Source organism: Rhizobium deserti (genome assembly GCF_004358025.1).
GTDB lineage: Bacteria > Pseudomonadota > Alphaproteobacteria > Rhizobiales > Rhizobiaceae > Neorhizobium > Neorhizobium deserti.
Window position 1 is genome coordinate 565,831 of the sequence record NZ_SMTL01000002.1, and the last position, 14,862, is coordinate 580,692.

The 14,862-nt window shown below is 60.2% G+C and carries 13 protein-coding genes, 1 pseudogene and 1 other annotated feature; of the genes and pseudogenes, 7 read left to right on the forward strand and 7 right to left on the reverse strand.

What is annotated here, in order from left to right:
• Positions 1–269: 269 nt before the first annotated feature.
• Together ldtR and E2F50_RS09110 are read right to left on the reverse strand one after the other, a co-directional pair.
• Positions 270–779: a transcriptional regulator LdtR gene (gene ldtR / locus E2F50_RS09105; protein ID WP_133315818.1), complete on the reverse strand. Its 510-nt coding sequence runs from the start codon at positions 777–779 to the stop codon at positions 270–272.
• 229 nt (positions 780–1,008) lie between these two features.
• The gene (locus E2F50_RS09110) at positions 1,009–1,446 is read right to left on the reverse strand and encodes a DUF6163 family protein (RefSeq protein ID WP_133315819.1); all 438 of its coding nucleotides are present in this window, start codon (positions 1,444–1,446) and stop codon (positions 1,009–1,011) included.
• Positions 1,447–1,602: 156 nt separating this feature from the next.
• Here E2F50_RS09110 and E2F50_RS09115 point away from each other — a divergent pair, with 156 nt between their 5' ends.
• The 5 genes from E2F50_RS09115 to E2F50_RS09135 all read left to right on the forward strand — a co-directional run bounded on the left by E2F50_RS09115 (position 1,603) and on the right by E2F50_RS09135 (position 5,374).
• Positions 1,603–1,983, forward strand: a complete 381-nt coding sequence (locus E2F50_RS09115) for a cupin domain-containing protein (RefSeq protein ID WP_133315820.1) — start codon at positions 1,603–1,605, stop codon at positions 1,981–1,983.
• Positions 1,984–2,071: 88 nt separating this feature from the next.
• The gene (gene hemB / locus E2F50_RS09120; RefSeq protein ID WP_133315821.1) at positions 2,072–3,082 is read left to right on the forward strand and encodes a porphobilinogen synthase; all 1,011 of its coding nucleotides are present in this window, start codon (positions 2,072–2,074) and stop codon (positions 3,080–3,082) included.
• Positions 3,083–3,143: 61 nt separating this feature from the next.
• Complete coding sequence (locus E2F50_RS09125; RefSeq protein WP_133315822.1) at positions 3,144–3,602, forward strand: RDD family protein; 459 nt, start codon at positions 3,144–3,146, stop codon at positions 3,600–3,602.
• Between the two features lie 126 nt (positions 3,603–3,728).
• Positions 3,729–4,490, forward strand: coding sequence for an arginyltransferase (locus E2F50_RS09130; RefSeq protein WP_133315823.1), 762 nt, complete (start codon positions 3,729–3,731; stop codon positions 4,488–4,490).
• 11 nt (positions 4,491–4,501) lie between these two features.
• Positions 4,502–5,374: a DMT family transporter gene (locus E2F50_RS09135; protein WP_245515347.1), complete on the forward strand. Its 873-nt coding sequence runs from the start codon at positions 4,502–4,504 to the stop codon at positions 5,372–5,374.
• Positions 5,375–5,474: 100 nt separating this feature from the next.
• Here the strand turns inward: E2F50_RS09135 and E2F50_RS23520 are convergent, their stop codons facing one another.
• Together E2F50_RS23520 and parC are read right to left on the reverse strand one after the other, a co-directional pair.
• The gene (locus E2F50_RS23520) at positions 5,475–5,600 is read right to left on the reverse strand and encodes a hypothetical protein (protein WP_281029191.1); all 126 of its coding nucleotides are present in this window, start codon (positions 5,598–5,600) and stop codon (positions 5,475–5,477) included.
• 72 nt (positions 5,601–5,672) lie between these two features.
• Positions 5,673–7,928: a DNA topoisomerase IV subunit A gene (gene parC, locus E2F50_RS09145; protein ID WP_133315824.1), complete on the reverse strand. Its 2,256-nt coding sequence runs from the start codon at positions 7,926–7,928 to the stop codon at positions 5,673–5,675.
• A 228-nt stretch (positions 7,929–8,156) separates the two neighbouring features.
• Between parC and E2F50_RS09150 the strand changes: the two genes are divergently transcribed.
• A complete protein-coding gene (locus E2F50_RS09150) occupies positions 8,157–9,347 on the forward strand; it encodes a hypothetical protein (RefSeq protein WP_133315825.1) in 1,191 nt (396 codons plus the stop codon).
• 52 nt (positions 9,348–9,399) lie between these two features.
• Here the strand turns inward: E2F50_RS09150 and E2F50_RS09155 are convergent, their stop codons facing one another.
• From E2F50_RS09155 to aspS, 3 genes are all read right to left on the reverse strand, one after another.
• On the reverse strand, positions 9,400–10,887 hold the full coding sequence (locus E2F50_RS09155) for a SulP family inorganic anion transporter (protein ID WP_133315826.1): 1,488 nt from the start codon (positions 10,885–10,887) through the stop codon (positions 9,400–9,402).
• Positions 10,888–10,954: 67 nt separating this feature from the next.
• Positions 10,955–11,012 (reverse strand) — a sequence feature (sul1 is cis-regulatory element that is thought to sense ions involved in sulfur or methionine metabolism; They are found in Alphaproteobacteria).
• A gap of 102 nt (positions 11,013–11,114) precedes the next feature.
• Complete coding sequence (locus E2F50_RS09160; RefSeq protein WP_133315827.1) at positions 11,115–11,441, reverse strand: DUF1236 domain-containing protein; 327 nt, start codon at positions 11,439–11,441, stop codon at positions 11,115–11,117.
• A gap of 104 nt (positions 11,442–11,545) precedes the next feature.
• Entirely contained in the window at positions 11,546–13,336 is a 1,791-nt protein-coding gene (gene aspS / locus E2F50_RS09165) for an aspartate--tRNA ligase (RefSeq protein WP_133315828.1), read from the reverse strand.
• A gap of 228 nt (positions 13,337–13,564) precedes the next feature.
• Here aspS and E2F50_RS09170 point away from each other — a divergent pair.
• A pseudogene (locus E2F50_RS09170) lies at positions 13,565–14,801 on the forward strand (MFS transporter).
• Positions 14,802–14,862: the final 61 nt, after the last annotated feature.

Sequence of the window (14,862 nt, forward strand, 5' to 3'; positions counted from 1 at the left end):
ATTTGCATTGCTGGGTAGCCAAAGCGGCGGTTGGCCCCTGCCGGGCAGCGCATTTCGCACCAGCTACATCACCAATGCCGGTCCCATAGCAATATGGCCAATTCGTGTCAGGTGGCGGGGCGTCACAAAGCCGTGTGAGCGCGTGATCCCGGTGCGCCGAAAACATGCGAAAGCCGGAGGCGCAGGGAACGCATCCGGCTTCGATCGCTTTTTGGAGGTCTTCAGATCCGCGGCACGGATCGTGGATGAAGCATGCCGCAGCTTGGGGCTTACATGCGATAAGCGATCGAGTCGTTCCAGAAGCGGTCGAGGCGCTGCAGCAGCTTGTTCATCTGCGAGAACTCGCCTTCGCCGATGCCGCCGACCTTTTCGATCGAGCCGATATGGCGCTCATAGAGCTTGGCCACGGTTTCGGCGACTTCCTGGCCTTCCGGGGTCAGGCTGATGCGGACCGAGCGGCGGTCGATGCGGGAGCGCTGATGGTTGATGAAGCCGAGATCGACGAGCTTCTTGACATTGTAGGAAACGTTGGAGCCGAGATAGTAGCCGCGGGAGCGAAGTTCGCCGGCGGTCAGCTCGGAATTGCCGATGTTGAACAGCAGGAGCGCCTGGACTGCGTTGACATCGTCACGACCCTGACGGTCGAACTCATCCTTGATGACGTCCAGGAGGCGGCGGTGGAGGCGTTCCACCAGATGCAGCGACTCCATGTAGAGCGAGCGGATGGTCTGTTCCTGCGTATCTGCGACTGCCTGCGGCTTTACTTTGGTGTTCAACATGACTGCCTCACTGTTTCGTTTGGCGGTGTGTTTGTTATCCCCGCCTTGAGGTAGACACTATCCAAAGCCCATAAAATTCGACTTAAAACATTGAGTTAACAATGTCTTGCCGCAGATTTTCGAATTGGGGCGGCCGTGTGTCGCCCACTTGGACCGAAAATTTTAACCTATAGGCACCAATGACTTAGCCTGGAAACTTTGGAAAAACAGGGGCTTCAAAGCTTTAAAGTCAGGGTAAATCAACCCTTACCTGCTCCGCCTTACGTCGCTCTTCGAGCCACAAGGAGAGCCGGAAGACGATGTAAAGGGCGGCAACTAGCCCGTGCAGAAGTGGCACGAGCGTGTTGTGGCCGAAGGTATCCGGCCAGACCATATACATGAGGACCTGGATGACGGCGGCGATCGTCCACAACACCGCCCCCCAGGAAACGGTGAGCCAGAGGCCGAGCGAGGCGACCGGAAAGAGAACCGCAAGCGACGCAGCGGCCACCTTCCATGGCAGGTTGAGAAGATCGAAGCGTGCCATGCCGTGCAGGGAATAGCCGACGAGCATGGCCCAGTATTGCAGGCCGAACCACAAGCAGGCGAGCGCGATCACCCGCAGGAAGATGGCAAACAGGATTTCGGTCAGGGTGCGCTTTGGCACATAGGGTGAATCAGGTTCCATGGAACGGCACACTAGCGGCGCCAGTCGTCAGCCGCCAGTACCGAGTACCGAGTACCGAGTACCGAAGGGCACCAAACGACGGCAAATCCCATGCACGATCGTTCAAGAGGTGGGTGCGCGTCGCTGCTAAGCTTGCCCCTCATTCAAGGAGCACGCATGGACAACCACATCTCTTCCTACCGGCCGATCAACCTTGCCGCCAAGCTGGATCTGATCCCCGACCACTGGCAGCCGCGCGTCGTGGCGGAAATGAACGATTACCAGTTCAAGCTCGTGCGCATCGACGGTGACTTCCTCTGGCATGATCATCCGGAAACAGACGAGACCTTTATCGTGCTCGACGGCATTTTGCGGATCGATTTCCGCGACGGCTTCGTCGAGATCGGGCCGGGCGAAATGTTCGTCGTTCCCAAGGGCGTCGAGCACAAGCCGTTCGCACAGAACGAGGTGAAGATGATGTTGATCGAACCGCGCGGTACGCTGAATACCGGCACCCAAGGCGGCGAGCGCACCGCCCTCAACGATCTCTGGATCTAGGATCAACTGTGGCGATGCCGCGCATTCGCAAGGTCCCCCATCCCGTGATATGGAGCAGCGCATTCGGACAAGAGTAGAGGCTGTTTCCATGGACAAGACGCACCTGGTCGACGAGATCACCGGCCACCGCCGCATGCGGCGCAATCGCAAGGCGGACTGGACACGACGGATGGTGCAGGAAAATCGGCTGACCGTTGACGACCTGATCTGGCCGATCTTCATCGTGCCGGGCACCGGTATCGTCGATCCGATCGCCGCCATGCCGGGCGTCAGCCGCATGAGCGTCGACAAGGCCGTGGAAGCGGTAAAGCAGGCGGCCGATCTCGGCATCCCAGCGATCGCCACCTTCCCGGATATCGAGATGAACCTGCGCGACGAGACGGGCTCCCAAAGCCTGGTCGCCGACAATCTCATCAACAAGGCGACGGCGGCAATCAAGAAGGCGGTGCCGAATATCGGCATCATCACGGACGTGGCGCTCGATCCATTTACCAGCCATGGCCATGACGGCATCCTGCGCGAAGGGGTCATCGTCAACGACGAGACGGTTGACCAGGTGGTGCGAGCGGCGGTGATGCAGGCCGATGCCGGTGCAGACATCATTGCGCCGTCGGAAATGATGGACGGGCGCATCGGCGCCATCCGCCGAGGGCTTGACGCGAGCGGCCACCAGGATGTCGGCATCATGTCCTATGCGACGAAGTTTTCCTCCGGATTCTACGGCCCCTACCGCGACGCCATCAACACCAGCGGGCTGCTGAAGGGCGACAAGAACAGCTATTACATTTCCCCCGCCAACGGCACCGAGGCATTGCGGGACGCGGCGCTCGACGTCGAGGAAGGCGCCGACATGCTGATGGTCAAACCGGGGCTCGCCTATCTCGACATCTGTTGGCGCATCAAGGAGGCCTTCGGGCTTCCCACCTATGCCTACCAGGTTTCCGGCGAATACACGCAGATCAAGGCCGCCGCGATGAACGGCTGGATCGACGGCGAGCGGATCATGATGGAAACGCTGCTCTGCTTCAAACGCGCCGGCTGCGACGGTATCCTGACCTATTTCGCCATTGAAGCCGCAAAGAAGCTGGCGAAAAGCTGATACTTGTGGGACGCTCCGGTTCTCCCCATATCTTGAAAGCGAAACCGGAGATCCCACGCAAATGAGCCTCGACCAGAACCCTACCATTGCCGCACCGGACGACTGGCGCGCTTATAGCGGCGTTCTGTCCCGCCGGGTGCTGGCCTTCATCCTCGATTACCTGATCGTGCTCTTGCTGTGCATCCCGGCCGCCGTCGTGGTGTTCTTCCTTGGGATCATCACGCTTGGCCTGGGCTTCATGCTGTATCCGGCGCTTTTCGTGATCGTCGCGCTTTTATATTTCGGCTTGACGCTCGGCGGCCCCAACCAGGCGTCTCCCGGGATGCGCATGGCGGGCATTGCTGTCGCCCGGATGGACGGCAAGCCGATGGATTTCATGACCGCCATGGTCCACACCGTGCTTTTCTGGCTGATCAATTCGGTTCTGACGCCGCTGATCCTGCTCGCCGGGCTATTCATCGAACGCTCGCGTCTCGTTCATGATCTTCTGCTTGGAACGGTGGTGGTGCGCACGTCCTAAGCATCGGCATCACGAGCATCTTGCCCGCCAACGCGTGCGGCGGGTTGCAGCACATGGTTGACGTTTTGCGTTTATGCGCCATGCTATGACATCAACGACAAAGACGACGGGACCGGTCGCGGCACAATGAATACTCAGGTATCGCCTTCCCCGCAGTTCTACCTGACGGCCCCGGCAGCTTGTCCCTATCTTGCCGGCCAGATGGAGCGGAAGGTCTTTACCCATCTTGTGGGTCCGCGTGCCGCGGAGATGAACGACCTGCTCACCCAAGGTGGCTTCCGCCGATCGCAGAACATAGCCTATCGTCCGGCTTGCGAGGCCTGCCGGGCCTGCGTTTCGGTTCGCATCCTCGCCAATGAATTCGAACCGGGGCGCTCCATGAAGCGCATACTCGCGGCCAATGCCGAGATTGTTTCCGCCACCGGCCCGGCACAGCCCTCCACAGAACAGTTCTCCCTATTCCGCCGTTACCTGGACGACCGTCACCAGCGCGGCGGCATGTCCGATATGTCGGCGCTCGATTATGCGATCATGGTCGAGGACACGCATGTGAACACGCGCATCATCGAGTATCGCCGGCGCGAACCGGGCGCCGGTCTCGGTGTTGTGCCGAAGGGAGAACTGCTCGGCGTCGCACTGACCGACATGATGAGCGACGGGCTGTCCATGGTATATTCCTTCTTCAACCCGGAACTGGAGAAGCGGTCGCTCGGCACCTATATGATCCTCGACCACATCAACCGCACGAAGGCACTCGGCCTGCCGCATGTTTATCTCGGCTACTGGGTCAAGGGATCGGCTAAAATGGGCTACAAGACCCGCTTCCAGCCGCAGGAACACCTGACCGCACGCGGTTGGGAGGTCTTCGATCCTTCGACAGACGCCTGAACGGCTCTTCGATGGACAATCACAGGAAAGGCCTGGCGCTCACCACGATCGGCGGGCTTGCGCTGTCCTTCGACGTGCCCTTGGTGCGGCTCGGTCAAGGGGAGCTTTGGTCCACCATCTTCCTGCGTAGCACGACGACCTTTGTCACTACGCTGGTCCTCTGGCTGCTCATCCGTCGCTTCACCTCAGAGAGGCCAACGCTCGTGCCCGGCAGGGCGGGCCTGTTCGCCGGCTTATGTTACGGCTTGTCGACAATGACCTTTCTGGCTGCGGTCTTTCATACGGCAACCGCTAATGTCGTGTTCATCGTTGCTTTCACGCCAATGTTTGCCGGTTTGCTGGATTGGCTGGTGCTGAAGCAACGACCTTCGGCATCGACCTTCATCGCCATGGTGGTCATGGTCGCAGGCGTCGGCATCATCGTGTCGGGCGGCTTGGCCGGAGGCCATGTTCTGGGTGATGTGCTGGCGGTCGGCACTGCCCTTCTGCTTGCCTGCGCCATTACTGTCGGCCATGCCACCCGCATCGACATGGGCTTTGTACCGCTTGTGGCCACCATACTGCCTGCCGTGATCGGATTGTGGATCGTATGGTCGAGCGGCTTTTCCGTCGAGCAACCGTTCTGGGTCGTGTTCGACGGCGCGGTTATGATCCCCCTCGCCTTCTGGTGCCTCGCGACCGGGCCGAAATACCTGACGGGCCCGGAAGTCGGCATGTTCTACCTGCTGGAGACCGTGCTAGCACCGCTCTGGGTGTGGATGATCTTCACCGAAGTCCCATCGCTCCGCACCCTTCTCGGGGGCACGATCCTCGTGGCGGCGCTGGTCGGCTATTCGCTATGGCAGATGCGGCGAGGCGAGCGGCTCACTTCTCAAAAGCTTTAGCTTCAATCGCAACTTTACCTATGGTAGCATTCATGGCTTCTAAAGGTGGAAGCCATGTTCACGAAAGTTGCGATTCAAAAGATCGGCGAAGATCATTGTATCATTTTCCCGCAGGACGTTCTGGACCCGCCTGGGGTGGAAAGAAGGCCAGGTTCTGGAGCTTCATACCGATGATACGGGAATTGAGCTCTTTGATCCAAACAAGATATCCGACGAGGATTTCCATCGTCAGCTCCTCGCTGCGAAGGTGGCAATGAGGAAATATCATGTCGCGCTAAGCGCGCTCGCTAAAACCTGATCAACCCGCGAATTTGCCGCTGCGTGGAAAGCCCTTTGGAACGGCGCGGCCGGCGGTTGCTCGGTCGCCCAGCCATTCCAGCAGCTCATCCTTGTTCCTGGTGAACGAGCGGCCGGCGCTGTCTTCCCAGGAAAGCCCGGTGTCCATCGCAAAGCATTTGATGTCGGAAATGCCGCCATCCTTGTAGCGCTGCAGGCGCACGCCCTTGCCGCGGCTCATCTCGGGAAGCTGCGCCAGCGGGAAGACCAGCATCTTGCGGTTCTCACCGACGATCGCCACATGATCGCCGGTCGCTGGCACCACGAGCTTTGTCTCGTCTGGCATCGCGACATTCATGATCTGCTTGCCCTTGCGGGTATTGGCGACCATTTCCGGTTCTGCAACCACGAAGCCATAGCCGGCCGTCGAGGCGAGGATCAGCTTGCGCTGCGGATCATGGACGAAGGCGGTCAGAATATCCTGGTCGTTCTCCATGTCCACCATGATGCGGATCGGTTCGCCATGTCCGCGGCCTCCCGGCAGCTTGTCGGCGCCGAGCGTGAACACTTTGCCGCCGGTTGTCACAAGCAGAAGCTTGTCGGTAGTTTGCGCCAGAAAAGCGATCTTCGGCCCGTCGCCTTCCTTGAAGGTCAGCGTCGAGGTGTCGGAGATATGTCCCTTCAGGGCGCGGATCCAGCCCTTCTGCGACACGACGATCGTCACCGGCTCCTTTTCGATCATCGCCTGCTGGATCGCCTCGACATCCGCGTCAGGCGCTTCGGCAAACTGGGTGCGACGGCGGCCGAGCGGCGTCGCCTTGGCGAACTTCTTTTTCACCTCCTGGATTTCCCAGGCCACCGTTTTCCATTGCATCTCGTCGGACGCGAGCAGCGCCTCGATTTCGGCCTTTTCCTTGCTGAGATTTTCATGCTCGGTGCGGATCTCGAATTCTTCGAGCTTGCGCAAAGCACGCAGCCGCATGTTGAGGATGGCTTCCACCTGGATGTCGGTGAGCGACCAGCGCTCCATCATCACGGGCTTGGGCTCGTCCTCCTCACGAATGATGCGGATGACCTCGTCGATATTGAGATAGGCGACCAACAGGCCGCCAAGGATTTCCAGGCGGCGATCGATCGCCGCCAGCCGGAAGCGCGAGCGGCGAACCAGGACATCCTTGCGATGCGCCAGCCATTCGGTCAGCACGTCCTTGAGGCTCATCACCTTCGGCACGCGCCCCATGGACAGCACGTTCATGTTGAGGGGAAAGCGGTTTTCGAGTTCCGTCAGCCGGAACAGCGATTCCATCAACAGCGTCGCATCGACCGTTCGGTTCTTGGGAACCAGAACCATCCGCACGTCTTCGGCCGATTCGTCGCGCACGTCTTCGAGCAAAGGCAGCTTACGGGCGATCAGCAATTCGGCGATCTTCTCGATCAGGCGCGACTTCTGCACCTGGAAGGGGATTTCGGTGACGATGATCTGATAGCCGCCGCGCCCCAGATCTTCCGTTTCCCATTTCGCCCGCACGCGAAAGCCGCCGCGGCCTGTCTTGTAGGCTTCGATAATGCTTTCGCGGTTGTCGATGATGATACCGCCGGTCGGCAGGTCCGGTCCTGGAATGAAATCGACCAGCTTCTCGATCGTCGCATCGGGATGCTTGATGAGATGCAGCGCCGCGTCGCAGAGCTCATGGGCATTGTGCGGCGGAATGGAGGTCGCCATGCCGACCGCGATGCCGGATGTGCCATTTGCCAGAAGATTGGGAAAGGCCCCCGGCATGACGACCGGCTCGTCGTCCTCTTCGTTATAGGTGGGGCGGAAGTCGACGGCGTCTTGGTCGATCCCCTCGAGCAGCAGGGCCGCCACGTCGGTCATCCGAGCTTCCGTATAACGGTAGGCGGCGGCGTTATCGCCGTCGATATTGCCGAAATTGCCTTGGCCGTCGACCAGCGGATAGCGTTGCGAGAAGTCCTGAGCCAGACGCACCAGCGCATCGTAGACCGACTGGTCGCCATGCGGGTGGAACTTACCGATCACGTCACCGACGATGCGGGCGCATTTCTTAAAGGCCGAGTTGGGGCGGATGCCCATCTCGCTCATGGCGTGGATGATGCGCCGATGCACCGGCTTCAACCCGTCGCGCACGTCCGGAAGCGCCCGATGCATGATGGTCGAAAGCGCATAGGCGAGATAGCGTTCCTCGAGCGCTGCCTTCAGGTCCACCGGAAGAATGTGGTCGCCTCCGTCGCCGGAGGGTGGTGTCAGATTTTGTCCCATGGGTCTTGACTACCGGAAAGCCTGATTCCCGGCAAGAAAGACCGCCTTCCAGCCTGTGGATGAACTTGTTCTCCTGCGGCTGCGAGCTTGATCCACAAGCAATACCCTTGCCGCAATTATGCCAAGGGAAACGTGGAACAAGGCCATGGACGTTTGCGCGTCCCTGCCTATAAATGCAGCCGAAGAGATCGACACGCGGGCGCGAGCTTGCCCGCCAGGAGGAAGACGATGCACTATTCCACCAAGGCCCGGCTGCTGCTCGCCGGCGCAGCACTTTCATTGGTCACCGGTCCGGCTTTTGCCCTGGACGGCAATGACGTCGTTGCCAAGATCAACAACGCCATGAGTTCGCAGGGCGGCGCCAAGCTGAGCGCAGAAGCCGTCTCGGTCGACGGTTCGGACGTGATGCTGAAGAATGCCAAGCTGTCGGCCGATGCCGGCGAGTTCACCATTCCGCTCGGCAATATCAAGCTTGACGATGTGGCCGAAAACAATGGCGGCTATACTGTGGAAACGGTGACCTTCGACAATGTCCAGATGAAGGACGAGAAGGCCAATTTCTCCGCCTCGGACATTTCGATCAGCGGCCTCGTCATCCCCGCCAATCCGAATGGCGACACGCTCGATGCCGTGATGCTCTACGACGAAGCCCATGTGGGCAAGGTGGTCGCCACGGTCGAAGGCAAGCAGGCGTTTTCCATCGACGACGTGAACATGACCTCCGAAGTCGCCGACGACAATGCGTCCGTCGGCTTCGACGTCAAGGTCAACGGCATCAAGGCGGATCTCTCGATGATCGAGGATCCGGCAGCCAAGGACAGTCTGCAGCAGCTCAACCTCACCAATGTCGACGGCAAGATCAGCATGGTCGGCAACTGGGAGCTCGGATCGGGCACGATCGCGGTCGAGGAATATGCTCTCGACTTCGCCAATGTCGGCAAGCTGGACATGGCATTCAGCCTGTCCGGCTATACGCTTGACTTCGTTCGCTCGGCCAATGAAACCGCCAAGGCGATGGAAGCCAATGCCAACAAGGAAGAAGCACAGCAGGCGGCCAACCTCGCCATGCTCGGCCTGTTGCAGCGCCTGACCTTCAACAGCGCGCAGATCCGCTTCGACGATGCCGGCATCACCAAGCGGGCCCTCGATTATGCCGGCAAGCAGCAGGGCACGTCCGGCGAGCAGATGGCGCAGATGCTGAAGGCCATGACGCCGATGGTCCTATCGCAATACAACATCCCCGAACTGCAGAACATGCTCAGCGCCGCCGTCAACACCTATCTGGACAAGCCGGAAAACCTGACCTTTACGGCCCAGCCGGAAAAGGGCGTGCCTTTCCCGATGATCATGGGTGCCGCCATGGGCGCGCCGAACACCTTGCCGACCGTTCTCGGCGTCAAGGTCAAGGCGAACGACTGACTGCCACCCGTTAAAAATGCCCCGGCAGCAACTGCCGGGGCATTTTTACATTCTAATGCTTCTGAATGCCGGGCGGGTCTGCTTCGCTCTTGTCGTGCAGGGCGAAGCGGTCGATCATGCTGGCGCTCGCCGCGTTGGCACCAAGTACAAAGACCTCCATCCCGTGGCGGCGGAATTTCATAACCACCTGATCGAGCGCGCCAACCGCCGAAATATCCCAAAGATGAGCCCGGCTGACGTCGATCGTTACGCGCTCCAGCTGTTCCGCAAAATCAAACGAGCCGATGAAGCTTTCCGCCGAAGCAAAGAAGATCTGGCCTTCGACCTGATAGGTCCTCGCCCTGCCCTCGTCGTCGAGGCTCGAGGTCACGTTGAACAGCCTTGCCACTTTTCCAGCAAAGAAAACACCGGAAAGTAGCACGCCGACAATCACACCTTTTGAAAGATCCTGGGTAGCGAGAACCGTGGCAACGGTTGCCAGCATGACGATCGACGAGGTGCCCGGATTGCGCTTGATATCCACGATCGATTTCCACGAAAACGTACCGATCGACACCATGATCATGATCGCCACCAAGGCCGCAACCGGAACGATCCTCAAAATATCGTCCAGCACCAGAAGCAGGACGAGCAGAAAAGCGCCCGCGGTAAAGGTGGACAAGCGGCCGCGCCCGCCGGACGTGACATTGATCACCGACTGCCCGATCATGGCGCAGCCGCCCATGCCGCCAAACAGCGCCGAAACGATATTGCCGGTTCCCTGGCCAAAGCATTCCCGGCTTTTGCTGCTCGTCGTGTCGGTCATCTCGTCGACGATCTTCGCCGTCAGAAGCGATTCCAGCAGCCCGACCGCAGCAAGCGCCAGGGAATAAGGAAAGATGATCCGCAATGTCTCGAAGGTCAGCGGTATGTCCGGCAGGCTGAAGATCGGCAGCGCCGTCGGCATTTCGCCCAGATCCGCAACCGTCTTGATGTCGAGTTGAAACACCAGGGCGACGCCTGTGACCACAACGATGGCCACCAGGGGCGAAGGGACGATCCTTGTCAGGTAGGGAAACAGATAGATCACCGCCAGCGCCAGGGCGATCAGCGCATAGGTTACCGAAGGCACGTTTGTCAGCTGCGGGATCTGCGCCACGAAGATGAGGATGGCGAGCGAGTTGACGAAGCCGGTCATCACCGACTTCGAGACAAAGCGCATGACCCGGCCGAGCTTCAGGGCCCCAGCGATGATCTGGATGAAGCCCATCAGGATGGTGGCCGCAAACAGGTACTGGATGCCGTGATCGCGCACCAGTGGCCCCATCAGCACGGCTGTGGCGGCGGTGGCGGCGGAAATCATGGCCGGACGCCCGCCGGTGAATGCGGTCACGCAGGCAATCGCCACCGACGCAAACAGCCCGACCTTGGGATCGACACCGGCAATGATGGAAAAGCCGACGGCTTCGGGAATAAGCGCAAGGGCAACGACAATGCCGGACAAGAGGTCACCGCGAATGTTGGAAAACCATTCACGGCGGTAAATGGAAAAAGCGTTCATTGGGATTTTCGCAAAAGGAATCGCATCGCCGGGATCTTATCCAGGTGTGGAATGGGCTGATGCTTTGCGTTGTCCGGCGGATCGGCGGCCGGAAGAGCCACCCGGGAGTCGCACCCGAGTCCTTGTGATGGCTTGGTCTAGCCGCACCTTGGCGACGCCGCAATAGCGGCCACGAAAAAGCCCGGGCTTGAACTCAAGCCCGGGCTTTTAAACTGCTGCCGATCAAATCAATCCAGAACCTGGATCACGGCACGAGTCTGCGGGTTGACGATCACCCGGCGCTCGTTGACGACCGTGTAGGCATAGTCGTTGTAACCGTCGACCGTGCGGACCTCAACTGTTTCCGGCAGGGTGGCGCCGACGACAACATCGCCCTGGTAGGCGACGGACGGAACCTGCTGCTGCATGACATAGGTGCGAACCTGGCCCGGCATGACGACAGTTGTACCGCTGACCACGGGAGCCGGCTCCTGCACGATCACCGTGCTCTGCGCCAAGGCCGCGCCCGAAAGGGCGATGAAAGCGGCCGAAGCGGCCAGTAGTGTCTTACGCATAAAATTTCTCCCTATGCTTTGCTGCCCTAACAACACAAGCGGAAGAAGATGGTTCCGGGCCGCTTCTCGCAAAGAAGGCAGACCGGAACCCGTAGGCGCTACTGTCAGTCCTTCTTGACCGGCGGGATCGGACGGATGGCAAGCTCGCGCAGCTGCGTCGGGGTCGCCTCGGAAGGTGCGCCCATGAGGAGATCCTGCGCCTGCTGGTTCATCGGGAAGAGCGTGATCTCGCGCAGGTTCTTGGCACCGGTCAGCAGCATGACGATCCGGTCGACGCCGAAGGCGCAGCCGCCATGCGGAGGCGCGCCATATTGGAAGGCGCGGTACATGCCGCCGAAGCGTTCCTCGACATCCGCCTGGCTGAGGCCCACCAACTCAAACGCCTTGACCATGGCTTCCGGTGACTGGTTCCGGATCGAGCCGGAAGCGATCTCGAAGCCGTTGCAGACGGCATCATACTGGTAAGCCTTGAGCGACAGCGGATCCTGGCTCTGCAGCGCCTCCAGGCCGCCCTGCGGCATGGAGAAGGGGTTGTGGGCGAAATCGATCTTCTTGTCTTCTTCGCTCCATTCGTAGAACGGGAAGTCGATGATCCAGCACAGTTCGAACCGATCGCGATCGACAAGATCCAGGTCTTCGCCTGCCTTGGTGCGTGCTTCGCCTGCGAACTTGTAGAACTTGACCGGCTCGCCGGCGACGAAGAAGGCGGCGTCGCCCGCTTCAAGGCCAAGCTGCACGCGCAGGGCTTCAGTGCGTTCTTCACCGATGTTCTTGGCAAGCGGGCCGGAACCGCCGACCTTGCCGTCTTCTTCCTTCCAGAAGATATAGCCCAGGCCCGGCTGACCGAGACTTTGAGCCCAAGCATTCATCCGGTCGCAGAAGGCACGTGACCCACCGGTCTTGGCCGGGATCGCCCAGACTTCGACCTTCGGATTGGAGGCGATCATGCCCGCGAAGACCTTGAAGCCGGAACCGGCGAAATGCTCGGTCACGGGCTGCATGACGATCGGGTTGCGCAGGTCTGGCTTGTCGGAGCCGTATTTGCGGATCGCTTCGTCATAGGGAATGCGCGGCCATTCCTTGGTGACCGGCTTGCCCTCGGCGAATTCCTCGAAGATCGAGGTCATCATCGGCCCCATCGTATCCCAGACGTCTTCCTGGGTGACGAAGCTCATTTCGAGGTCGAGCTGATAGAATTCGCCCGGCAGGCGGTCGGCACGCGGATCTTCGTCGCGGAAGCAGGGGGCGATCTGGAAATAGCGGTCAAAACCGGCGACCATGAGAAGCTGCTTGTACTGCTGCGGCGCCTGCGGCAGCGCAAAGAACTTGCCGGGATGGATACGGCTCGGCACCAGGAAGTCGCGGGCGCCTTCCGGCGAGGAAGCCGTCAGGATCGGCGTCGAATATTCCGTAAAGCCGGCACTGCCCATTTCGCGGCGCATGGCCGAGATGACCTGGGTGCGCTTGACGATGTTCTTGTGCAGCGTGTCGCGGCGCAGATCGAGGAAGCGGTAGCGCAGGCGAATGTCTTCGGGATATTCCGGCTCGCCGAAGACCGGCAGCGGAAGTTCCTTCGCCTCGGACAGGACCTCGATCTCCAGCGCGTAGAGCTCGATCTCACCGGTCGCCATGGCTTTGTTGACCGTCTCTTCCGAACGGGCCTTGACGCGCCCGTCGATGCGGATCACCCACTCGCCGCGCACCGTTTCGGCAACCTTGAAGGCGGGGCTGTCCGGATCGGCAACCACTTGCGTCATACCGTAATGGTCGCGCAGGTCGATGAAAAGCACGCCGCCGTGATCTCGTACGCGGTGCACCCAGCCGGACAGGCGGACGGTCGAGCCGACATCGGACTTGCGAAGGGCGGCACAGGTGTGGCTGCGGTAAAGATGCATTTTGGTATCCTGAACTGGGGTGCCTGTTGCGGCCCGCCGCACGCAAACAGGTGCCGGCCGGCTCAAGCAAAATCGGCGCGAAAAGCGCATGACGGGCCTGCTTTGTCAAGACTTGTCGCGGTTTGTCGCATCGACGGCTCCCTTTCGATGGTTTTTGCGCGTAGAGCTTCTTAAACACATGCCGCCTTCTCCGGCGGCACAGCATCCTCGTGCATCCGCGAAGTTACGATGAGCCATATCCGCCTACTGATTCCCCTTCTCGTTACGGCCGGCATCCTGATCGGCGGCAACGGCCTCCAGGGCACCTACATTGCATTGCGCGGCTCATCGGAAGGATTTTCGCCCTCCGTCATCGGCATGATCGGCGCGGGCTACAGCGTCGGTTTTGCCATCGGCTGCATTTATGTGACACGCCTCCTGCGGCGCATCGGACATATCCGGACGTTCTCGACAATGGCTGCCGTCAGCGCATCGGCATCGATCGGCATGTCGATGATCGTCGATCCGACCTTCTGGTTCGCCATGCGCTTTGTGATCGGCATTGCCATCGCAAGTCTATTTGCCACGGTGGAAAGCTGGATCAATGCCAAGGTCACCAATGCCAACCGCGCGCGCGCTCTCCATTTATCGCTTCGTCGACCTGGGCTCGGTGACCGTCGCGCAATACATCATTCCGACCGTCGGCATCGAGGGACCGATCATCTTCAACATCATCGCGATTGCCCTGACGCTGTCGCTGGTGCCGATCTCGGTTGCCGACAAGTCGAGTCCTGCGCCGCCGGAAGCCATCGCCTTCGATCTGAGGGCCGTGTGGCGGATTTCGCCGCTGGCGGTGGTCGGCGTCGTGGCGGTCGGTCTCAGCATGGCCGCTTTCCGCAATATCGGGCCGATCTATGCCAAGGAACTCGGCATGAGCATTACCTCGATCGCCACCTTCATGAGCGCCGGCATTATCGGCGGGGTCGTGCTGCAATATCCGCTGGGCATCTATTCCGACAAGCTCGACCGCCGCCGCGTCATCCTGTGGACGACGGTCGGCTCGATCGTCACCGGCGCCTATCTCACCTTCGGCGCCGGCACCAGCGAGACCGCCAATATCGTCGGCGTTTTCCTGTTCGGCGCCTTTTCCATGCCGCTCTATTCGCTATGCTCGGCGCACGGCAATGATTATGCAAAGCCGGGAGAACATGCGCTTGTCTCGGCAGGCCTGCTGTTCTTCTGGTCGGTAGGAGCCACCGCCGGTCCGCTGCTTGCCTCCACGCTGCTCGAATATTACGGCCCCCGCGCCTTCTTCCTTTATACCTCGTTCATCTTTGCCGGCTTCCTGCTCTTCACGATCCACCGGATGAAGGCGCGTGCCTCGGTTCCGCCGGCGCAACGCAAATGGCGTTTTCGCCCGCTGCTGCGCACTTCCGCCTATTTCAACCGGCTTGCCGCACCGGCGGATAAGGACGATGCCAAGTGAAAGCCCGCTTGCGGCATATTGACTTATGCGGCGGGAAGGAGAAGGAAGGTTGATTACCTCC